The 22243-nt window shown below is 62.8% G+C and carries 19 protein-coding genes and 1 pseudogene; 11 read left to right on the top strand and 9 right to left on the bottom strand.

The features are described from left to right. Window positions 1-52 precede the first annotated feature (52 nt). Complete coding sequence (locus NKI66_RS17375) at window positions 53-1906, top strand: AsmA family protein (protein ID WP_023809175.1); 1854 nt, start codon at window positions 53-55, stop codon at window positions 1904-1906. A gap of 23 nt (window positions 1907-1929) precedes the next feature. Here NKI66_RS17375 and NKI66_RS17370 read toward each other — a convergent pair whose 3' ends face one another. The 6 genes from NKI66_RS17370 to NKI66_RS17345 form a co-directional block, all read right to left on the bottom strand. Then, a complete protein-coding gene (locus NKI66_RS17370; RefSeq protein ID WP_013530251.1) occupies window positions 1930-2748 on the bottom strand; it encodes an ABC transporter permease in 819 nt (272 codons plus the stop codon). Between the two features lie 4 nt (window positions 2749-2752). Then, window positions 2753-3727: an ABC transporter permease subunit gene (locus NKI66_RS17365; protein ID WP_023809176.1), complete on the bottom strand. Its 975-nt coding sequence runs from the start codon at window positions 3725-3727 to the stop codon at window positions 2753-2755. An 8-nt stretch (window positions 3728-3735) separates the two neighbouring features. Next, window positions 3736-4875 (bottom strand): ABC transporter ATP-binding protein, encoded by a 1140-nt coding sequence (locus tag NKI66_RS17360; RefSeq protein ID WP_013530249.1) that lies wholly within the window; start codon window positions 4873-4875, stop codon window positions 3736-3738. An 84-nt stretch (window positions 4876-4959) separates the two neighbouring features. Beyond that, complete coding sequence (locus tag NKI66_RS17355) at window positions 4960-6057, bottom strand: polyamine ABC transporter substrate-binding protein (protein WP_023809177.1); 1098 nt, start codon at window positions 6055-6057, stop codon at window positions 4960-4962. Window positions 6058-6391: 334 nt separating this feature from the next. After that, a complete protein-coding gene (locus tag NKI66_RS17350; protein WP_023809178.1) occupies window positions 6392-7342 on the bottom strand; it encodes a DMT family transporter in 951 nt (316 codons plus the stop codon). 149 nt (window positions 7343-7491) lie between these two features. Continuing rightward, window positions 7492-8934, bottom strand: a complete 1443-nt coding sequence (locus NKI66_RS17345; protein WP_023809179.1) for a helix-turn-helix domain-containing protein — start codon at window positions 8932-8934, stop codon at window positions 7492-7494. Between the two features lie 227 nt (window positions 8935-9161). On the opposite strand from NKI66_RS17345, the gene aceA reads away from it, so the two are divergent. The 3 genes from aceA (at window position 9162) to NKI66_RS17330 (ending at window position 11436) form a co-directional block, all read left to right on the top strand. Then, entirely contained in the window at window positions 9162-10451 is a 1290-nt protein-coding gene (gene aceA, locus NKI66_RS17340) for an isocitrate lyase (protein ID WP_023809180.1), read from the top strand. A gap of 59 nt (window positions 10452-10510) precedes the next feature. Next, the gene (locus tag NKI66_RS17335; protein ID WP_006202762.1) at window positions 10511-10753 is read left to right on the top strand and encodes an SMc00767 family acetate metabolism repressor; all 243 of its coding nucleotides are present in this window, start codon (window positions 10511-10513) and stop codon (window positions 10751-10753) included. A gap of 230 nt (window positions 10754-10983) precedes the next feature. Beyond that, window positions 10984-11436 (top strand): response regulator, encoded by a 453-nt coding sequence (locus tag NKI66_RS17330; RefSeq protein WP_352752369.1) that lies wholly within the window; start codon window positions 10984-10986, stop codon window positions 11434-11436. A 67-nt stretch (window positions 11437-11503) separates the two neighbouring features. Here NKI66_RS17330 and NKI66_RS17325 read toward each other — a convergent pair whose 3' ends face one another. Next, the gene (locus tag NKI66_RS17325; protein ID WP_023809182.1) at window positions 11504-12217 is read right to left on the bottom strand and encodes an HAD family hydrolase; all 714 of its coding nucleotides are present in this window, start codon (window positions 12215-12217) and stop codon (window positions 11504-11506) included. Between the two features lie 163 nt (window positions 12218-12380). Here NKI66_RS17325 and NKI66_RS17320 point away from each other — a divergent pair, with 163 nt between their 5' ends. From NKI66_RS17320 to NKI66_RS17305, 4 genes are all read left to right on the top strand, one after another. Next, window positions 12381-13817 carry a glutamine synthetase family protein gene (locus tag NKI66_RS17320; protein WP_023809183.1) on the top strand — a complete coding sequence of 479 codons (1437 nt, stop codon included), beginning with the start codon at window positions 12381-12383 and terminating at the stop codon, window positions 13815-13817. Window positions 13818-13866: 49 nt separating this feature from the next. Continuing rightward, a complete protein-coding gene (locus NKI66_RS17315) occupies window positions 13867-14235 on the top strand; it encodes a four helix bundle protein (protein ID WP_352752367.1) in 369 nt (122 codons plus the stop codon). Between the two features lie 34 nt (window positions 14236-14269). After that, window positions 14270-15556, top strand: coding sequence for an NAD(P)/FAD-dependent oxidoreductase (locus NKI66_RS17310; protein WP_023809184.1), 1287 nt, complete (start codon window positions 14270-14272; stop codon window positions 15554-15556). A 262-nt stretch (window positions 15557-15818) separates the two neighbouring features. After that, on the top strand, window positions 15819-16658 hold the full coding sequence (locus NKI66_RS17305; RefSeq protein ID WP_023809185.1) for an SH3 domain-containing protein: 840 nt from the start codon (window positions 15819-15821) through the stop codon (window positions 16656-16658). 91 nt (window positions 16659-16749) lie between these two features. On the opposite strand, the gene NKI66_RS17300 is transcribed toward NKI66_RS17305, so the two are convergent. Then, window positions 16750-17496 (bottom strand): SDR family oxidoreductase, encoded by a 747-nt coding sequence (locus NKI66_RS17300; RefSeq protein ID WP_023809186.1) that lies wholly within the window; start codon window positions 17494-17496, stop codon window positions 16750-16752. 312 nt (window positions 17497-17808) lie between these two features. Between NKI66_RS17300 and zwf the strand changes: the two genes are divergently transcribed. The 3 genes from zwf to edd all read left to right on the top strand — a co-directional run bounded on the left by zwf (window position 17809) and on the right by edd (window position 21873). Continuing rightward, window positions 17809-19278 (top strand): glucose-6-phosphate dehydrogenase, encoded by a 1470-nt coding sequence (gene zwf, locus NKI66_RS17295; protein ID WP_023809187.1) that lies wholly within the window; start codon window positions 17809-17811, stop codon window positions 19276-19278. Continuing rightward, complete coding sequence (gene pgl / locus NKI66_RS17290; protein WP_023809188.1) at window positions 19260-19976, top strand: 6-phosphogluconolactonase; 717 nt, start codon at window positions 19260-19262, stop codon at window positions 19974-19976. The genes zwf and pgl overlap by 19 nt, the downstream gene beginning before the upstream one ends. 73 nt (window positions 19977-20049) lie before the next feature. Then, the gene (gene edd, locus NKI66_RS17285) at window positions 20050-21873 is read left to right on the top strand and encodes a phosphogluconate dehydratase (protein ID WP_352752365.1); all 1824 of its coding nucleotides are present in this window, start codon (window positions 20050-20052) and stop codon (window positions 21871-21873) included. A 52-nt stretch (window positions 21874-21925) separates the two neighbouring features. On the opposite strand, the pseudogene NKI66_RS17280 reads toward edd, so the two are convergent. Next, a pseudogene (locus NKI66_RS17280) lies at window positions 21926-22243 on the bottom strand (IS4 family transposase); the annotation flags it as partial.

Here is a 22243-nt window from a genome sequence, read left to right as displayed (position 1 = left end):
CTGGGGTTACACCCGTCGGGCGATTTGTCGGAATGGAAGCATACGGGGCCATATGCCATCATCTATGATCCGGCGCGGAATATGGGCGATCGGCGCTGCCGTGATCGTCGTCGCGCTGGTCGTTGCCGCCCTGCCGCTGATCGCCTCCACCCGTATCGTGCGCGACCGCATCGCCTGGGAAATGAGCGCGTGGAGCGGCTTCCGTGTCGCCATCGACGGTTCGCCGCGCATCGAGGTCTGGCCGACATTCCGCGCAATCCTGACCGATGTGACGCTTTCACAATGGACCGACACCGAGGCGCCGCCTGTGGTCGAGGCAGAACGGGTCGAGGTCGATCTTTCCGCCATGGCGGCGCTACGCGGCGACGTGGTGTTTTCGACGGCGCGGCTGGTGCGGCCGACGATCCGGGTCCAGCGCACACCTGCCGGCCTTTTCCTGCCCGCTGTCCCCACCGGCGGGCGCATCACGCGTTCCATCGACACGGCGCGCGGCGTGGTCAATGCCGACCCCGCCAAGCCGGACCTCGACAAGCTGCCTACCGACACCTTCGGCACGGTCGAGTTTCGCGACGGCCGTATGGTCGCCTCCATCGGCGGCAAGGACGTCGAGATCCTGAGCAGTTTGAACGGTCAGGCGAATTGGGCGGCGATGAACAGCAATGCGACGCTGTCGGCAACAGGGATCTGGCGGGGCGAAAGCGTCGCGCTGGACGTCGCCTCGGCCAGACCGCTTGTGCTGTTTGCCGGCGGCACGGCGCCGCTGACGCTGTCCTTCAAGGCGGCACCCGCCACCTTCTCGTTCGACGGCACGGCCAGCATGTCTGAAAATACCTATTTCGACGGTCAGGCGAAGTTCTCGGCACCCTCGCTGCGGCGTGTCCTGGAATGGTCGCAGGCCGGCATCGCTCCGGGTGCGGCGATCGGCTCGGTCAGCATTTCGAGCAAGATCACCGCGACCGGCGGGCGCGTCAAGTTCGACAACACGGCGATTGCGCTCGACAACAATCCGGGGATGGGTGCACTGGACCTCTCGCTTGGTGAAGCACAACCGGTAATCTCCGGCACGCTCGCCTTCGACACGCTCGACCTCAGATCGTTTCTGTCAGCCTTCACCCCGCTGGTGCCGACCGGAGGGGCGGGGCCCGGCGAAATCGACACAAGTTTCGCCGACAAGATCAATCTCGATCTCAGGCTGTCGGCAGCGCACGCCACGGCGGGGCCGATCCAGCTCGCCGACGTCGCCGCCACCGCCCAGGTCAAGGATGGTCTGTCCGTCTTCGACATCTCCGATGCCTCGGCCTTCGGCGGCAACATCCAGACCAGCCTTCGCTTCGATCGCAAGCCGGAAGGCTCGCAGGTCGAAATCCGCCTTCTGGCGTCCGACATCGACGGCGGTGCTTTCGGTACGGCGGCAGGGATGACGCGGCTGGTGCCAGTCGGCACGGGCACCGTCTCGGTGATCCTCAAGGGGCCGGGCAGAACCTGGGATTCCATCTTCGACAATGCCGACGGCTCGGTCTCGGCGACCTTCGGGCCGGGTGCGTTGAGCAAGCTCAACCTGCCGGCCTTCCTCAAACATACCGAACAGGGCGGCTTCTTCGCGCTCGACGATGTCTCTGACGGAACATTGCCGATCGACGGCGCCGAGATCAAGGCCACCATTTCGAAGGGCGTGGCGCGGATCGACAAGGCCGAGGCCAATTCAGCGAAGTACAAGATCTGGCTGTCCGGCATCGCGTCCTACGCCGGGCGCGGACTGGCCTTGTCCGGCGGCGTCATTCAGCCTGAGCAGGCGGCAACGCAGGCCAACGGCCAGCAAGGTCCCAACCAGTCGTCGTTCTTCGTCGGCGGGACATGGAGCACGCCGTTCATTTCCCCGATCAGCCGCGGCGTTTCGGGGGAATAGGCCGCCACCGCGCCTCCTATCTTTCACCCGCGCTGCGCGGCCTGCTCGTCGAGCTGGCGCTGCACCTCACGCCGTTTGTTGGCAAGCGAGGCGATGATGACGCCAATCGCCACGACGGCGATCAGAATGGTACAGGCGGCGTTGATTTCCGGCGTCACGCCGAGGCGAACCTGGCTGTAAATCTTCATCGGCAGCGTCGTCGCGCCCGGCCCGGAGGTGAAGCTGGCGATGACCAGATCGTCGAGCGAAAGGGTGAAAGCCAGCATCCAGCCGGAGACGATCGCCGGCATGATAACCGGCAATGTGATCTGGAAGAAGGTCTTCACCGGCGTTGCGCCAAGATCCATCGCGGCTTCTTCCAGCGAGCGGTCGAAGGTCATGAGGCGCGACTGCACGACCACGGCGACGAAGCACATGGTCAGCGTGATGTGGGCGAGCGTCACGGTGAGGAAGCCGCGGTCGAGCCCGACGGCGACAAAGAGCAGCAGCAGCGACAGGCCGGTGATGACTTCCGGCATGACCAGCGGCGCAAAGACCATGCCGGAGAATAGCACCCTGCCCTTGAAGCGCGTGTAGCGGGTCAAGGTGAGTGCCGCCAGGGTGCCCAGCACCGTCGCAACCGTGGCCGAGATCAGGCCAACACGCGCCGTCACCCAGGTCGCGTCCATGAGGCCTTGGTTGTGGAACAGCGAGACGTACCATTTGGTCGAGAAACCGCCCCAGACCGTGACCAGTTTCGATTCGTTGAACGAGAAGACGATGAGCAGCACGATCGGCAGATAGAGAAAGGCAAATCCAAGCACGATCGAGGTGATGTTGAAGCGGCTCCAGGTGGCGTTCATGAGGTCACCTGTCCATTTCCTGAGCGCGCGCCTGGGCCCGCTGGAAGAGCATGATCGGCACGATCAGCAGCAACAGCAGGATGACGGCGACGGCCGACGATACCGGCCAGTCGCGATTGGCGAAGAACTCGTTCCACAACGTCTTGCCGATCATCAGCGTCTGCGATCCGCCGAGCAGATCGGGAATGACGAACTCGCCGACGGCCGGAATGAACACCAGCAGACAGCCCGCGATGACGCCGGGCAGCGATAGCGGGAAGGTGATCTTCCAGAACGCGCTGGTCGGCGGACAGCCGAGATCCTTGGCTGCCTCGATCAGCGAATAGTCCATCTTCTCAAGCGCGGAATAGAGCGGCAGCACCATGAACGGCAGGTAGGAATAGACGATGCCGATGAAGATCGCCGTATAGGTGTTGAGGATGATCAGCGGCTGGTGGATGACGCCGGTGGCGAGCAGCAGCTGATTGAGCAGCCCTTCGGGCTTGAGAATGCCGATCCAGGCGTAGACGCGGATCAGGAACGAGGTCCAGAACGGCAGGATCACCAGCATCAGCAAGGTTGGGCGGATCGTCGCCGGCGCGCGCGCCATGCCGTAGGCGATGGGATAGCCGACGAGCAGTGTCAGGACCGTCGAGACCGCGGCGATGATGACGCTGGTCACATAGGCGTTGAAGTAGAGCGCGTCCTGCGTCAGCCAGGCGTAGTTGTCGAGGCTGAGTTGTTTCAGCTGGGCGAGGAACCCGGAAACGCCGCCGCTGAAATCGAGCGCCGGCGTATAGGGCGGAATGGCGATCGCCGTCTGCGACAGCGAGATCTTGAAGACGATGACGAACGGAATGAGGAAGAAGAACAGCAGCCAGACATAAGGGATGATGATGACCAGTCGGCCAACGAAGGCAGCACCCAGCCTGGCGAGGATGGATTTGCCGGCATTGGTCGTCGGAGAGGCTGATGCGGTGGTGACGGCGGCGCTCGACATGGTCGCCCCTACCGCGTCAGCACGACGCCGGCGTCGGGCCGGAAGGAAACCCAGGCGCGGTCGTTCCAGCTCAACGGATCCTCGGTGATGCGGGCCGCGTTCATGGTGCTGGCGCGCACCACCTGGCCGTCGTCCAGCCTGACATGATAGACGGTCATGTCGCCGAGATAGGCGATGTCGTAGACCTCGCCCTCGATGGCGTTGACCGCCTCGGCCGGCTTTTTCGACGACACCTTGATCTTTTCGGGCCTGATGGCGAAGGTGACGGCCGTCCCGGCGCCGGCCGTCCCGGCATTGTCGGTGCGGATGGTGATGCCGTTGCCGGCGTCGATACTGGCGCTGCCGGCCTCGCCACGCGCGATCTTGCCCTCGAACATGTTCACATTGCCGACGAAGCCGGCGACGAAGCGCGACCCCGGCGCCTCGTAGACTTCGGCCGGCGTTGCCACCTGCATCACCTCGCCCTTGTCGATGATGGCGATGCGATCGGCCATGGTCATCGCCTCTTCCTGGTCGTGGGTGACGACGACGAAGGTCAGGCCGAGGTTCTGCTGGAGGTCCATCAGTTCGAACTGCGTCTCTTCGCGCAGCTTCTTGTCGAGAGCGCCAAGCGGCTCGTCGAGCAGCAGCACTTTCGGCCGTTTGGCGACCGAGCGGGCGAGCGCGACGCGCTGGCGCTGGCCGCCGGATAGTTGGTGCGGCTTGCGCTTGGCGAACTGCTCGAGTTTGACCAGCTTCAGCATCTCGGCAACGCGCGATGCGATTTCGGGCTTCGGCATGCCGTCCTGCTTGAGGCCGAAGGCGATGTTGTTCTCGACCGTCATGTGCGGGAACAGCGCATAGGACTGGAACATCATGTTGACCGGCCGCCGATAGGGCGGGATGCCGCGCAGGTCCTGGCCGTCAAGCAGGATGCGGCCGGCTGTCGGCTCCTCGAAGCCGGCGAGCATCCTGAGCAGCGTCGACTTTCCGCAACCGGAGGCGCCGAGCAGCGCGAAGAACTCGCGCTCGAAGATGGTCAGAGACAGATTGTTGACGGCGGTGAAGTCACCGAACTTCTTGGTGACGTTGTCGAACTGGATGTACGGCTTGGCATTCGGGTCGTTCCACGGTGCAAAATCCCTGCGGATGCTGCCAAGCGATTTCATGTCCCACTCCGTCCTGATTTTCTTGCTTCTTGCCCCAGGTAGAAACGGTCCCGGCAGGTGGCTGCCGGGACCGTGTCGGATTGCTTACTGGCCAGTGACGATCTTGGTCCAGGTGCGCGTGATGACGCGCTGGGTCTTGGGATCGTACGGCGAGACGGTGTAGAGCTTCTTTATGGTCTCGGCATCGGGATAAACCGAAGGATCCTCCAACAATGCCTTGTCGACGAATTGCTGCGAGGCCTTGTTGCCGTTTGCGTAGAGCACGTAGTTCGACGACTTGGCGATAACTTCCGGCTTCATCATGTAGTTGATGAACTCGAGCGCCTCCGCGACATGCGGCGCATCGGCAGGGATCGCCATCTGGTCGAACCACATCTGAGCGCCCTCCTTCGGCACGGAATAGCCGATCTCGACGCCCTGCTTGGCCTCGACCGCGCGGTTGCGGGCCTGGAACACGTCACCCGACCAGCCGACCGCAAGGCAGATATCACCGTTGGCGAGCGCGTTGATGTATTCGGAGGAATGGAACTTCCTGATGTAAGGCCGGACCTTGAGCAAGGTCTCCTCGGCCTTGGCGATATCATCGGGTGACGTGCTGTTCGGGTCGAGGTCAAGATATTTCAGAGCCGCCGGGATGATATCTGCCGGCGAGTCCAGCACGTAGACACCGCAGTCCTTCAATTTGGCCAGGCTATCGGGATTGAAGAAGACATCCCAGCTGTCGATCTTGTCGGTGCCGAGTGCCGCCTGCACCTTCTTGATGTTGTAGCCGATGCCAACCGTGCCCCACATGTAGTTGACGGAGTATTCGTTGCCGGGGTCGTACTTGGCGGTGCGCTCGGTAACCGTATCCCACATGTTGGAAATGTTGGGCAGTTTCGACTTGTCGAGCTTCTGGAACACACCGGCCTGGATCTGGCGCGCGAGGAAGTTGCCGCTGGGCACGACGACGTCGTAGCCGCTGCCGCCGGCAAGCAGCTTGGTTTCCAGGATTTCGTTGGAATCGAAGGTGTCATAGACGACCTTGATGCCGGTTTCCTTGGTGAAATCGTCGATGATCGAACTGTCGATGTAGTCCGACCAGTTGAAGACGTTGACGACACGATCCGCGGCGTGACCGCCGACGGTGAAAAGTGTCAGGAATGCCGAGGTAGCCGAAAGCCAGAGCGCTTTGCGGATCATGCTATTCTCCTTTGATGAGTGTTCCTTCACCGGCTCGTCGCGATATCAGCGCGACCGGCATTTTCTTCAGACTATTGAGCTTTCCAAGGGGCGACAAGCGCGAACTGCCGACACCATGCAGGCGGTTCGATGAGATGGCTCGATGCCCCTGAGGCGGCCTGGGAGGCATACCGTCATAGGCTTTCGCCGTGGCGCGGGCAGAGATACGACGATATGGTCCGGTCTCGATCGGACCGGCTGGGAGACTTGGCAAGATACGCCTGTCTTGTTGTTGCCGTATTCCCAGCCTGCCCGTGCTGCAGCGACGTTGTCAATGGCAAAGCTGCAGGCCGCTTCAATTAGGCGACGGCACCCCGGTGACCCCGGCGCGTTCGGGCCGTGCCTGGCGCTTGAATTCGAGCCCGATATGGACGAGCAGCGCCGTGACCACAACCGCGCCACCGATGATGGTGCGCCCCGACGGCACCTCGGAATGGATGAGCCAGACCCATATCGGACCGAGGATCGGTTCGAACGTGCCGAGCAGCGCCGCGATGGCCGCCGGTATCAGCCGCGCTCCGGTGGCGAAGAAGGCGAGGCCGAGGCCGAGATTGACCACGCCGAAGGCAAACAGAAAGCCCATGTCGCTGACCGACACGGCGAAGGTCGATGCCTGCGAGACGGCAAAGCCGGCCGCGAGCATGGTGCCGAGGCACGTCGCCGGCGTCATGCGCACGCCGGAAAACCGCCGGGTGATGACGGTGGCGACCGAGAACATGACCGCGATCAACAGCGCCAGCCCATCGCCTATGGGCGAGACGGCGCCATCCAGCGATTCCGACACCATGATGGCGACGCCGGTGATGACGGCGGCGATTGCCACCCATGTCGCGACACCAACCCTTTCGCGAAACAATGCCCAGGCAAACAGCGCCGCCAGCAACGGCACGCCGGCCTGCATCAACAGGATGTTGGCGACGGTGGTGTAGGCCAGCGCGACGACAAAGGCTGTGGATGCGGTGGCGAAGCAGATCCCGACGGCAAGGCCGGGCAGACCCATGTCGCGGAACAGCTTCAGCGTGCCACGCCAGCCGTCACGCCAGACCATGAAGCAGACCAGGAAGGCGGCTGCCCAGACGGAGCGCCAGAAAATGACCGTCCAGCTGTCACCGACAGTGATGAAGCGGGCGATGGTGCCGCCGAAACTCCACATCAGCGCCGACAGGAAGACCAAAAGCATGCCGACGCGTTCCTCGCGCGGCGAGACGGCTGGCGATGCGACGATCGGCGATGCGGTATCGATCATGAGCGCGACTGTCGGGCTTTTGTGGACGGGACGATGCGCAAGGGACGACAAAAAGATGCTCTGTTCGCGTAACGCAAAGGCGCAGGCCGGAACTGAGCCAGCGGCCGGCGACAATTGTGGCACCTTGCTCCTATTTCAGAGGAACACGGCTACTGGAAATCGAAGGCACTCAGGCCCGTCACCATCTCGTCGAGGCCGAGCGGGCGCGTCACCGGCGGCTCGGCGCGCGCCAGGCAGCCGACGCGTTCGCAAAGCCGGCAGGCAGGCCCGACCGGCGTCGCCGCGATACTGCCAGCCTTTGCGGTGATTGCCGCACCGGGTAATGCCGCGCCATAGACGATGTCGTCACGAAAGCCGATGTCGCAGCCAAGCAGCAATGCGGTGCGGCGCGGGCGTTCCGAGAACGCGCCTTGCGGCCCTTCCAGTGTGCGGGCGATGCACAGGAACTCGGCGCCGTCGGGCATTTCCACCGTCTCGACAAATATCTGGCCGGGTTGGGTGAAGGCAACATGCACGGGCAGCTTGGGACAGCCGCCGCCAAAGCGGCTTTGTGGAAACCCCTGGCTGCCGGCCTTGCGGAAGCGGTTGCCTGCATTGTCGACCTCCAGCATGAAGAACGGCACGCCGGAGACACCCTGCCGCTGCAGCATGGTCAGCCGGTTGGCTGCCTGTTCGAAGGAGACCCCGAAGCGCGAACGCAGGACATCGATGTCGTAGCGGGCGCGCACGGCAGCCGCATGAAAGGCCTGATAGGGCATCATCAGCGCATGCGCCGCATAACGGCCAAGTTCGAAGCGGGCCAGGCGGCGCGCCTCGTCGGTGCTCAGCTTGAGCGCCTGGATCTCGCCGGCGACCGCGACCGTCATGCGGATCAGGCAGGCCTCCATAGCGACTTCGCGCAACTGGTCGAACGGCGACAGCCGTTCGGACAGGAACAGGCGCTGCGAATGACGATCATAACGGCGGCGCCAGTTCGGCATGGTCGCGACCGGCAGCACCTTGACCACGATGCCATATTCGCGCTTCAGCCAGGCCTTCAGCGCGCCGAACAGATCGTCGCCGGGATCGAGCACCGAGGTGAACGCCGCGGCCTCCTCCTCGAGGGCAGCAAAATGGTTCGGCCGGCGCTCGAAAATCTCGTGCACCTCGTCGATCGGCAGGCGGGCGCCGGAAAGCGCCGTCGCCCGACCTTCGCGCGCCAAAAGCTCGTTGAGATCGGACAGGCGCTCGGCCTGCTCGCGATAGGCGCGGAACAGTTTTATCACCGCCGCGGACGCATTGGGCGCCGCCTCGGCAAGCTCGATCAGTTCCTGATCACCCGGCAACTCGCCGACCAGCAGAGGGTCGGTGAACACTTCCTTCAAGGCAGCGACAGATCCCCTCGCCTCGCCCTGCAGCTCGTGTGGATCGACCTTGTAGACGGAGGCCAGCCTGAGGATCAGCTGCACCGTCAGCGGCCGCTGGTTGCGCTCGATCAGATTGAGATAGGATGGCGAAATGCCAAGACCCTCGGCCATCGCCGTCTGGGTCAGGCCCTTGGCGTTGCGGATGCGGCGGATGCGCGGCCCGGCGAAGATCTTCTGGTCAGCCACGGACTGTCCTTTACAGCATTTACACGAATTTTCTGGGCTTTGGCCTTTTACAACAATGACAAATTTACAATGCACCTCTGTCAAACACAACACAGGTTTTCTCTTATATTCTGCCGGCTTTGTGGATTTATGTGGCTGATTTCGCGCAGAAATGTAAATCCAGTCATACCCAACGACCCCAAATTCTTGACGCCTTGACACAGATCAGCAATCCCTCGGAGTGACCAATGACTGATTTTTACAACCTCGTCCCATCGGCCCCGGAAGGTCGCTTCGACGGTATCGAACGGCCCTACTCCGCGGCGGATGTGAAGCGCCTGCGCGGTTCGGTGCAGATCCGCCAGAGCCTCGCCGAAATGGGCGCCAACCGGCTGTGGAAGCTGATCCACGAGGAGGACTTCGTCAACGCGCTCGGCGCCATGTCCGGCAATCAGGCGATGCAGCAGGTGCGCGCCGGGCTGAAGGCAATCTACCTGTCGGGCTGGCAGGTTGCCGCCGACGCCAACACGGCTGGCGCGATGTATCCGGACCAATCGCTCTACCCGGCCAATGCGGCGCCCGAACTGGTCAAGCGCATAAACCGCACGCTGCAGCGCGCCGACCAGATCGAGACCTCCGAAGGCAACGGGCTTTCGGTCGAGACCTGGTTCGCGCCGATCGTTGCCGACGCGGAAGCCGGCTTCGGCGGACCGCTCAACGCCTTCGAAATCATGAAGGCCTTCATCGAGGCGGGCGCCGCCGGCGTCCACTATGAGGATCAGCTTGCGTCGGAAAAGAAATGCGGCCATCTCGGCGGCAAGGTGCTGATCCCGACCGCGGCGCACATCCGCAACCTCAATGCCGCGCGCCTGGCGGCGGACGTGATGGGCACGCCGACCCTGGTCGTCGCGCGCACCGATGCGGAAGCCGCCAAGCTGCTCACCTCCGACATCGACGAACGCGACCAGCCTTTCGTCGACTACGACGCCGGGCGCACGGTGGAAGGTTTCTACCATGTCAGGAACGGCATCGAGCCCTGCATCGCCCGCGCCATCGCCTATGCGCCTTACGCGGATCTGATCTGGTGCGAGACCTCGAAACCCGACCTGGCACAGGCCAGGAGATTCGCTGAGGGCGTGCGCAAGCATCATCCCGACAAGCTGCTCGCCTACAATTGCTCGCCCTCGTTCAACTGGAAGAAGAACCTCGACGACGCGACGATCGCCAGATTCCAGAAGGAGCTCGGCGCCATGGGCTACAAGTTCCAGTTCATCACGCTCGCCGGCTTCCACCAGCTCAACTATGGCATGTTCGAGCTGGCGCGCGGCTACAAGGCACGGCAGATGGCGGCCTATTCCGAGTTGCAGGAAGCGGAGTTCGCGGCCGAGGCCAATGGCTACACCGCGACCAAGCACCAGCGCGAGGTCGGCACCGGCTATTTCGACGCCGTGTCTATGGCGATCACCGGCGGCAAGTCGTCGACCACCGCCATGCATGAATCGACCGAGCACGCGCAGTTCAAACCAGCCGCGGAATAGCGGACCGCAGAAATACAGAGGGAACGCCCAACAGGGCTTGGAACACAAGGAGAAGACCAATGGCATCGATAAGCCGCGTCAAGGAACGCGCCGAGGAACAGTCGACGACGATGAGCGTCGACCAGCAGGCGACGATCCGCATGCTGGCCAACGACCTGCACCGCCTCAACCAGTCGGTGATGAAGGCGGTCGAGGCGGGCGTCTCGGTCGAGCTCGTGCGCTCGGCACGACATCACGGCGGCGACGGCAACTGGGGCGATCTGCTGATCCCGGTCATCGTCACGCAGCAGAGCCACGGCTGACCGAATCCATGCAACCGACCCTTCACCTGCGCAGCCTCTACGCAGGTGAATTTTCTTTTCATCAAGCTCACGTGTGGACAGTTGAGTACAGTAGCGTTGCTTGAAATTCACTGCTCCCGGCGATGATTTAGGGTACTTTTATTTCAACTTGACATAGGCTCCGATCTCACGCCAATTGCGCTCCGGATTCAACTCTGCATTGAAATAGGGGCGAGCTTCTTGGCCGACTTGTGTGCCCGGTGAACCGCGAAGGCGAGACTCCAAGACATCCGAATCTGGCGACCCGTGACTCGAGCGCCGAGGCGATCCGTGATCCGTCGCAGGTGCTTGTCGTCGGGAAATCGCCAATGAATCGCGTGGTGATTTCAAAGATCGTCGAGCGATCCGGGCTCAAGCCGATTTCGGAATCTCCCGACACGGCGGCAAGGATCTTGCGGTCCCTCATTCCCGGTGTGGTTGTCCTTGACGGCGGCGCCGACAACAAGGACTGCGAGAACCTGATGTCCAGCATCGCCGCGTTGCGCCGCGCCTCGGGCAAATCGCTGCCACCGGTAATCCTGCTGTCAACCAAGAATGGCGCGACGGAAAGTCTGGGCCTGTCTGGTATCATCGACGTGGTGGTCGCCAAGCCGATCACGCCCGAACGGTTGCAACCGGTGATCGATCGCCTCATCGGCCGCTAAGCTAATTGCGGGAAAGTGTGTAACGGTTTTCCGTCCGGAATTGAGCAAATTAGGTAAGGCCCGGCAATCACGGATCGATGATGCTTTCGATCAATCCGGGCAGTTGTCCGAGATCGGATATCTGGCGGAACCTCGATTCGGTTACCGGCGCTTCGACATGCTCCAGCACCCAGGTCAGTTCGTGCGGCACATGGACACCCCAGCCGCCGGCCTCGATGGCCGGCACCACATCCGACTTCAGCGAGTTGCCGACCATCATGCTTTTCGCGGCACCATCGCCGTGGCGGCTGAAGATCCTCCTATAGGTGGCGGCATTCTTGTCGCTGACGATCTCGACCGCGTCGAACAGATCGCCAAGGCCAGAGCCAGCCAGCTTGCGCTCCTGATCGAAGAGGTCGCCCTTGGTGATCAGCACAAGCCGGAATGCGCCGGCAAGCTTTTCGACCGTCTCGCGGGCGTGCGGCAAGGCCTCGATCGGATGACTCAGCATTTCGCGGCCGGCATCGAGAATCTCTGCTATGACCGAGGCCGGTACGCGGCCTTGCGTGACCTCGATCGCCGTCTCGATCATCGACAGGGTAAATCCCTTGATGCCGAAGCCATAGACGGCGAGGTTGCGCCTTTCGGCCTCCAGCAATCGTGCCGAGATATGCTCGGCTTCGCCATGGTCGACGAGCATGGCGGCAAAGCGCTTTTCCGTCAGCCGGAAGAACTGCTCGTTCTGCCACAGCGTGTCGTCGGCATCGAATCCGATCGTCGTCAGTTTGCCGTTGGGCCGCATTCAATTTCTCGATTAAGATTTGGGCCTCGATTGGAATTGCAACGGCCGAAACTAGGCCGATTGGCGTGATTTTCAACCGCACCGGCCAATGCCCGACGCGGCTCCCCTTCCCTTCCACAGGGGGGCACGGCTATACTCCACAATCCGCAACCCAATCTGGTGAATGATGCCGCCTGCAAAAAAGGAAGTCCGTCCGTCGAGCCGCGGAGGACGTGTCCGTACGCCTGCCTTCGTGAAAAACCAACGGGGCGTCAAGAACTGGAAGGAAGTCAGCGCCTGGCTGGAGTGGCGCGGCATCGAGGATATCGAGTGCATCACGCCTGATCAGGCCGGCGTCGCGCGTGGCAAGATGATGCCGTCGAAGAAATTCACCTCCAACACCTCGCTGGCGCTGCCGTCGGCAGTTTTCATGACAACGATTTCCGGCGGCTACCCCGAGGATGGCAACGGCTTCCATTACCCGGAAGACGACGGCGACCTCAAACTGATGCCGGACCTGTCGACGCTGACGGTGGTGCCCTGGGAAGAAGACCCGACGGCCGCGGTCATCTGCGATCTCGTCCACCAGGACGGACGCTCAGTCGAGTTCACGCCGCGCAACGTGTTGAAGCGTGTGGTGGCTGCCTATGACAAGCTCGGCCTGAAGCCAGTGGTGGCGCCCGAGATCGAGTTCTACCTGGTGCGCAAGAATCCCGATCCGGACTATCCGCTGACCCCGCCTGTCGGCCGGTCGGGACGCGCGATCGGCGGCGGCGCCGGCTATTCGATCGCCGGCGTCAACGAATTCGACGAACTGATCGACGACATCTACCATTTCTCCGAAAGCCAGGGCCTGGAGATCGATACGCTGATACACGAGGAAGGCGCCGGCCAGTTGGAGATCAATCTGCGCCACGGCGACCCGATCGAACTGGCCGACCAGGTGTTCATGTTCAAGCGCACCATTCGCGAGGCGGCGCTGAAGCACGAGATCTACGCCACCTTCATGGCCAAGCCGATCCAGGGGCAACCCGGCTCCGCCATGCACATCCATCAGTCGATCATCGACAAGAAGACTGGACAGAACATCTTTTCGGCCGCTGACGGCTCGGAAACCGACGATTTTTTCCACTTTATCGGCGGCATGCAGAAGCATGTGCCGAACGCGCTGGTGATGTTCGCGCCCTACGTCAATTCCTACCGCCGGCTGACACAGGCGGCGTCGGCGCCGGTCAACAACAAATGGGGCTATGACAACCGCACCACGGCATTTCGCGTGCCACGTTCGGATCCGGCGGCTCGGCGCGTCGAAAACCGCATCCCGTCCTCCGATGCTAACCCCTATCTAGCGCTTGCGGCATCGCTTGCCTGTGGGCTGATCGGCATCACCAACAAGATCAAGGCCGAGCCTCCCGTGCTGACCACCGCCAATGCCGACGAGATCGACCTGCCGCGCGGCCTGCTCGAAGCCGTCGACCTGTTCGAGGGCGACGAGGAACTCTGCGCGCATCTGGGCAAGTCCTTCGCCGCTACCTACGCGGCGATCAAACGGGCGGAGTTCGAGACCTTCATGGAAGTGATCAGCCCGTGGGAGCGGGAGTATCTGTTGCTGAATGTGTAGGGGAGTAAGGGGGCAGTAGGCAGTAGGGCAGTAGGGCAGTAGGGCAAGGATGGCGGCCAAGATTGAATCGTACAGGGATTTAATTGTCTGGCAGCAAGCTATGGATCTGGCGGTATCGATCTACGAAACAACCAGAGCTTGGCCAAGGGATGAGCTCTACGGACTGACGACTCAGGTACGCCGTGCAGCCACCTCCGTTCCCGCCAACACTGCCGAAGGTTACGGGCGAGAAAGCCGAGCTTCCTATCAGCAATTTCTCAGGATCGCCCAGGGATCCCTCAAGGAACTGGAGACCCATCTGCTGATCGCGCAACGCGTCGGAATCGCCTCGCACGAGACGGTCGAACCACTGATGACCCGCAGTGAGAGCGTAGGAACGCTCTTGCGGCTTCTGATCCGAAAACTGTCACCGGAATAGCCCCACCTACTGCCCTACTGCCCTAGGACTTCTCATGCCCTACCAATCCCCAATTTCCCCCGGCCGTTCCTGGTATGAGGACACGGCGGGACCGAGGCCCGAATATCCCGGACTGGATGGCGACCGGGCATGCGATGTCGTCATCGTCGGCGGCGGCTTTACCGGTCTGTCGGCGGCGGCGCACCTGGCCAAGGCAGGCACCAATGTCGTGCTGATCGACGCTTACCGCTTCGGCGATGGCGCCTCCGGGCGCAATGGCGGGCAGCTCGGCACCGGCCAGCGCGCCTGGGCCGAGGACCTGGAAGCCGAGTATGGCTTGGCCCGCGCCAAGGCGCTGTTTGGTCTTGCCGAAGAGGCCAAGGCGCATCTCCTCGAATTCACTGCCGCCAACCAGATCGATATCGACTATATGCCGGGCCAGCTCTCGGTGGCGCACAAGCCGCGCTATGTCGACGACTACAAGGCGCATGCCGAGATCATGGCGAGCCGTTTTTCCTACCCGCATATCTCGTTCATGGATGCCAGGGAGACGGCGGAGCGGTTGGGCTCGACCGCCTATTTCGGCGGCACGCGCGACACCGGCACCGGCCACATCCATCCGATGAAGCTGGTGATCGGCACGGCGCGGGTGGCAGCGCTTGCAGGTGCGCAGCTGTTCGAGGGGACGCCGTCGACCGGCATCATGTCCAGTGGCGGCAAGGTCAAGGTTTCGACACCGAGGGGGACGGTGACGGCGCAGAAATGCCTGATAGCGGTCAACGCCTATGGCGGCGCGCTCGAGCCGGTTAGTGCGGCGCACATCATGCCGATCGGTTCCTTCATCGGTGCGACCGTGCCTCTGGGAGCGGACTCGAACGTTTTGCCGGGTGGCGAGGCGGTCGACGATTCCCGCTTCGTCGTGCGCTATTTCCGCAGATCGAAGGACGGACGGCTGCTGTTTGGCGGACGCGAGGTCTATGGCGTCAACGATCCGAAGGATATCCACATTCACATCCGCCGCCAGATCGCGGAACTCTATCCGGCGCTCGGGGATGTCGAGATCACGCATGGTTGGGGCGGCTATGTCGGCATCACGGTGCCGAGAAAGCCTTTCGTGCGCGAAGTGATGCCCAATGTGATCTCGGCCGGCGGCTATTCCGGCCACGGCGTCATGCTGTCGAACTACTTCGGTAAACTCTATGCCGAAACCGTTGCCGGCAACCGCGACCGGCTGAAGCTGATCGAGGATCTGAAAATCCCGCCGTTCCCCGGCGGTCGGCGCTTCCGCACGCCGCTGCTGTTCCTGGCGCTCAACTGGTTTGCGTTGCGGGACAGGATCTAGCCGACCGACCTGATGTAATATTGTAATATTCATTGTAACATTTGTTGCCCGTGCGACGCATTGCGCAATTTCCCGCCAAGGCGCAGAATCCCCTATAATGGCGTACTGATGCCACAATCGCAGGCGAAAGCTGCCGGTTCTGGGCGATTGTTCGGGGATTGTTGCGGGACTGCCCGCGTTGTTTTTTTGACCTATGCGGATCAGACGCCGGACTTCCGGCACCGACCGATAGAACGTCGGCCCGCTTATGGAGGTGGCAAGAGTGAGAGAGCCCTTCAGTTTCGGTACGCCGGAACGTCGGCGCTTTGCCATGCAGTTCGGATACGACATGCGGCCCTCCTTCTGGCAGGAAGTCCGTTCGAACTCGCATCTGGTGATCGCCGCGATCGGCACTGCCGCGCTGCTTGGCGTCGCCGCCGTGGCGCTGTGGCTGGCATTGCCGGCCAGCGACAGACAAGCGGCAGCGAGCCCCGAACAGACCATTCCAACGGTTCCGGTGAAGACGACGAAAATAACCCCGGTTGGGGCCGCGGTCGCCGCGGCAGCCGTGCCGCAGGCGCGCAAGTCCGACGCTATTCCGACAACCGTGGCGGCCGCGCTAGCCAACATCCCCGCACTCGCCGCCAACGATCCGCGCTGGACCGGTTCGCAGCCGAAGGACGCCGCCACTTCCGATTCGACTGCCCCCAGCCAGGCAGCGGACAAGCAAGCTGCGGCATTCGCACAGCCGGCAGCCGCTACCGATGCCGCCACCGAACTTGCCAAGGTAGCCGCGCCCAGCGCAGCCGCGGGCAACCATCCCGACGGCGCACAAACCGCCGCCATTCCCGAGGTGCAGCCGCAAGTGCCGGCTCAAGAGCCAGCGGCAGAAGGCGATGACAGCCAGGCCAAGGCGAAGCCCAGGAAAGCCGCAGCCGCCGGAACAGGGCGCATCCTGAGGGCCGTGACCATGCGAAGCGGCCCGAAGAAAAATGCCGCCGCCATCGGTACGGTGCCAGCCAAAACCTCGGTGCAGGTGATGAGCTGCAAGAAATGGTGCCAGATCACCTACAACGGCAAGACCGGCTGGATCTACAAGAGTTACATCAAGACTGGCGCGTGACGTACCCCGCTCTGCGTGAGGCAGGCCTGTTGTTCTGATGCATGTCGTTCTCCCAAACCGGGGCCGCTTCCGAGCGACATACATCAGGCTTTCAGATGCAGCGGCCGCCATCGACCTCCAGCGCCACGCCGGTGATGAAGGCGGCCTCGTCCGAGGCCAGCCAGAGTGCGGCGTTGGCGATGTCGAGCGGCGTCGAAAGCCGGCCGAGTGGGATCGATGCGCGGAACTTCTCGCGGATCTCGGGCGTGTCGGCGCCCATGAATTTCTCCAGCATGCCGGTCTCGCCGGCAACCGGGCAGAGGCAGTTGACGCGGATGTTCTTCGGCGCCAGTTCCACCGCCATCGATTTGGTGGCGGTGATCGCCCAGCCTTTCGACGCATTGTACCAGGTGAGGCCGGGGCGCGGCCGCAGACCCGCGGTGGAGGCCGTGGTCAGGATGACGCCGCCGCCCTGCCGCTCCATGATCGGCACCACGGCCAGTGCCGCGTGATAGATCGCCTTCATGTTGACTGATGTTATCAGGTCGAAGGTGTCCTCGTCGACGTTGAGCATGTCGCCGTTGCGATGGGTGTAGCCGGCATTGTTGACCATGATGTCGATGCGGCCGAAGGCGCTTTTGGCGGCATAGATCATCTCGTCGAATTCGGAGCGTAGCGAGACATCCGTCTGGGTCCAGATCGCCGCTTCTCCGATCTCGCCGGCGACGCGCTCCGCGCCCCTGGCGTTGAGATCGGCGACAACGACCCTGGCGCCCTCCTGCGCAAAACGCCTGGCAATGCCCTCGCCAAAGCCCGACGCAGCGCCGGTGATGATCGCAACCTTGTTTTCCAGACGCATTTTTTTCCGCTCACTATTGGTGACGATCAACGGGCACGTCATTGGCGCTCATCCGCGCAAGCCACGGCTTCTGACCGGATTGGCCGAAAGATGTGGGTCCATCGCCGATTTCTCCTTTGGCTTTCGCGTCGATCCCGCTCTATGCTGCAACTGCGAAGGCTTCCGGAGCCGCGCCTTCGACAAGCCTCCGGGTCATCGGACTGTCAAGGGGCAGGCGCATACACCCAGATGTGACACCATGGCACTGGAAAATTTAAATCGATTAGATTATATCAGCCGCGTCACAGCGACCGGCGTCAAAGCGGACAGACCATGACCAGCCAGATCATCCCCGTCGAGCCTTTCGACTTCATCATTTTCGGCGGCACCGGCGATCTGTCGGAACGCAAGCTTCTGCCGTCGCTCTATTATCGCCAGCGCGACCATCAGTTTTCGGAGCCGACACGCATCATCGGCACGTCGCGCTCGAAAATGAGCGACGAAGAATTCCAGGCCTTCGCCAAACAGGCGATCTCCGAGCACGTCAAACCGGCCGACATCGACGCCAAGGAACTGAAGACTTTTCTGGCGCGGCTGTCCTACGTCTCCGCCGATGCGACGAGCGGCGCCGGCTTCGACAAGCTTAAGAAGGCGATCGGAGACAGCGACCGCATCCGAGCCTTCTACCTGGCGGTGGCGCCGGCGCTGTTCGGCGACATCTCGCACAAGCTGAAAGAGCACAATCTGATCACGCCGAACTCGCGCATCGTGCTGGAAAAGCCGATCGGCCGCGATCTCGATTCGGCACGCAAGCTCAACGACCTGGTCGGCGACGACTTCCACGAAAGCCAGATCTTCCGCATCGACCATTATCTAGGCAAGGAGACGGTGCAGAACCTGATGGCGCTGCGCTTCGCCAACGCGCTCTACGAGCCGTTGTGGAATTCAGCCCACATCGACCATGTCCAGATCACAGTGGCCGAGACCGTCGGTCTGGAAGACCGCGTCACCTATTACGACAAGGCCGGCGCGCTGCGCGACATGGTGCAGAACCATATGCTGCAGCTGCTGTGTCTCGTCGCCATGGAAGCGCCGTCATCGATGGATGCCGACGCCGTGCGCGACGAGAAGCTGAAGGTGCTGCGGGCGCTGAAGCGCATCAACGGCAACGAGGCGCCAAAGCACACCGTGCGCGGCCAGTACCGCGCAGGCGCCTCGGCCAGCGGAGCTGTAAAGGGCTATGTCGAGGAGCTTTCCCACGACAGCAATACCGAGACCTTCGTCGCCATCAAGGCCGAGATCGGCACCTGGCGCTGGGCGGGCGTTCCGTTCTACCTCAGGACCGGCAAGCGGCTGGCAACCCGGGTTTCGGAAATCGTCATCGAATTCAAGCCGATCCCGCATTCGATCTTCGGCGACAGCGCTGGTCCGATCTTCGCCAACCAGCTGGTCATCCGGCTGCAGCCCGACGAAGGCGTCAAGCAGTTCATCATGATCAAGGATCCGGGTCCGGGCGGCATGCGGTTGCGCCAGATCTCGCTCGACATGAGTTTTGCGCAGTCCTTCGATGGCCGCGCGCCGGACGCCTATGAGCGGCTGATCATGGACGTCATCCGTGGCAACCAGACCCTGTTCATGCGCCGTGACGAAGTCGAGGCGGCGTGGAAATGGATCGACCCGATCCAGAATGCCTGGGAAAGTGCCAGGCAGGAGGCGCAGGGCTACACGGCGGGCACCTGGGGCCCATCGGCCTCGATAGCACTGATCGAACGTGACGGGCGGACATGGCACGAGAGCAATTGAACAGCGCCGCCTATAGCTGGAACGGCTTCGCTGAGCGCCAGGAACTGGCGGCAGCCCTTGCCGGCCATGTTGCAGGCAGACTGACCAAGGCGATCGCCGAGCGCGGCACGGGGCTGCTCGCCGTCTCCGGCGGCACCACGCCGGCAAAATTCTTCGCCGCCCTTTCGGCGATACCCATCGCTTGGGACAAGGTGATCGTGACGCTGGTCGACGAGCGTTTCGTGCCGGCCTCTTCGCCACGCTCCAATGCCGGGCTGGTAGCCGCCAATCTGTTGCAGAACGCGGCCAAGGCGGCTCGTTTCGTGCCGCTCTATCACGAAGCCACCAGCATCGAGGATGCGGCCTCGTCCGACGATGCAGCGCTCCGGTCCTTGCCATGGCCGCTCGATGTCGTCGTGCTCGGCATGGGGCCGGACGGCCACACCGCCTCGTTCTTTCCCGATGCCGACGATCTGGCAACGCTGCTCGACCCGTCTTGCGACAGGATCGTGCTGCCGGTTCATGCGGCAAGTGCGGGCGAGCCGCGGCTGACCCTGTCGCTGGCGCGCATCGTCGAAGCCGGCTTCATCGCGCTGCACATAGAGGGTGAGGACAAGCGTGTCGCCTTCGACGGCGCGGTTGCGCCCGGGCCGCGAAAGCCAATCCGTGCCGTGCTCGACGCAGCACATAAGCCCGTAGAGGTTTTCTGGGCCCCCTGAATCTCGATTTACTCTGGTCCCGGCAAACGGCGGGAGGATGTTTCCGGGACCTCGCCTGAAAGGACCGACCGCCATGACCGCCAGACGCGACATCGAAGCCATCACCGAACGCATCCGCCAGCGCTCAAAGCCAGGCCGCGAGCGTTATCTCGGCCGCATCGCCGAGGCATCGAACCGCACCGCCAACCGGGCTGTGCTGTCGTGCGGCAATCTCGCCCACGGCTTTGCGGTGTGCAGCCCCTTGGAAAAGCTCGCGCTTGGCGCCGACAAGGTGCCGAACCTGGGCATCATCACCTCCTACAACGACATGCTGTCGGCGCATCAGCCGTTCGAGACCTTCCCGGCGCTGATCAAGGACGCGGCCCGCGAAGCCGGCGGCATCGCCCAGGTGGCCGGCGGCGTACCGGCAATGTGCGATGGGGTCACGCAAGGCCAGCCCGGCATGGAGCTGTCGCTGTTTTCGCGCGATGTCATCGCCATGGCCGCCGCGATCGGCCTGTCGCACAACATGTTCGACGCCGCCGTCTATCTCGGCGTCTGCGACAAGATCGTGCCGGGGCTGGTGATCGCAGCGCTCACCTTCGGCCATCTGCCGGCGGTGTTCATTCCGGCCGGACCGATGACATCAGGCCTGCCCAATGACGAAAAAGCCAAGGTCCGCCAGCTCTTCGCCGAGGGCAAGGTCGGACGCGCCGAACTGCTGGAGGCCGAGTCCAAATCCTATCATGGGCCGGGGACCTGCACCTTCTACGGCACGGCGAATTCCAACCAGATGCTGATGGAGATCATGGGCCTGCACACGCCGGGCGCTTCCTTCGTCAACCCTGGCACGCCGTTGCGCGAGGCGTTGACCCGCGAGGCGACGAAGCGGGCGCTGGCGATCACCGCGCTCGGCAACGCCTATACGCCTGTCGGCCGGATGATCGACGAACGCTCGATCGTCAACGGCGTCGTCGGCCTGCACGCCACCGGCGGCTCGACCAATCACACCATCCACCTGATCGCCATGGCGGCGGCGGCCGGCATAGCCATCACCTGGCAGGATATTTCCGACCTGTCAGAGGCGGTGCCACTGCTGGCGCGGGTCTATCCGAACGGCCTCGCCGACGTGAACCATTTCCACGCCGCCGGCGGGCTCGGCTTCCTGATCCGCGAGCTGCTCGACGAAGGCATCTTGCATGAGGATGTGCAGACGGTGTGGGGCGAAGGCCTGCGGCCCTATGCGGTCGAGGCAAAGCTCGGCGCCGACGGAGGCGTGGTGCGCGAGGCCTCGCCGAAGGCAAGCGGCGACGAAAAGGTGCTGGCGCCGTTCAACAAGGCATTCCAGGCGACCGGCGGCCTGAAGGTGCTGTCAGGCAATCTCGGCCACGCCGTCATCAAGACTTCCGCGGTGAAGCCGGAGCGGCGTATCATCGAGGCGCCGGCCAAGGTCTTCGACAGCCAGCAAGGGCTGAACGATGCGTTCAAGGCCGGCACGCTGATCGGTGATTTCATCGCCGTCATCCGCTTCCAGGGGCCCAAGGCCAACGGCATGCCGGAGCTGCACAAGCTGACTACCGTGCTCGGCATCCTGCAGGATCGCGGCCAGCGCGTGGCGCTGGTCACCGACGGACGCATGTCGGGCGCCTCCGGCAAGGTGCCGGCGGCGATCCATGTCACGCCGGAAGCGGTCGAGGAGGGTCCTATCGCCAGGATCCACGAAGGCGACATCATCCGGCTCGACGCCGAAGCCGGCACACTCGAAGTGCTGGTGCCGGCCGGCGACTTCGCTTTGCGCCGGACGGCGGATGCCGATCTCATCGGCAACGAGTTCGGTTTCGGCCGCGAGCTGTTTGCCGGCTTTCGACAACTGGTCGGCCGCGCCGATCATGGCGCCAGCGCCTTCGGCACGGCTTGACGGCAGTTCTGCGTAGTTCACGAAAAAGGGCGGCACATGGCCGTAATGCAGTTCACTTAGGCACCTTCAGTGTTCTGACAGGATATTTGGCTGGTAGCTTTTTGACGACACGGGGGCATGATCGCCCCCGTGTTTTTGGGAGGATGAGGTCTCCCAGCCGTTGTCTTAATCGGATGAGGTGTGCGGGTAGTTTTGCTGGCGCTTCGATCGCCATCCACCCCCATTCGTGACGAATGTAGTGCAGGGCTGTGGTGAAGCTCAATTCGATTGGCTTGACCTCGGCTTCAGAGGCAACCTCGGCCATTTCCAACCGCACCAGATTGTAAGCCAGCAAGGCTCCCCAAACTTCCTGATAAACGGTCTGCGGTGT

Origin of the sequence: Mesorhizobium sp. M0518 (assembly GCF_040321125.1) — a bacterium.
In the GTDB taxonomy this organism is placed as follows: domain Bacteria; phylum Pseudomonadota; class Alphaproteobacteria; order Rhizobiales; family Rhizobiaceae; genus Mesorhizobium.
This window is presented reverse-complemented; position numbering and strand designations above follow the sequence as displayed.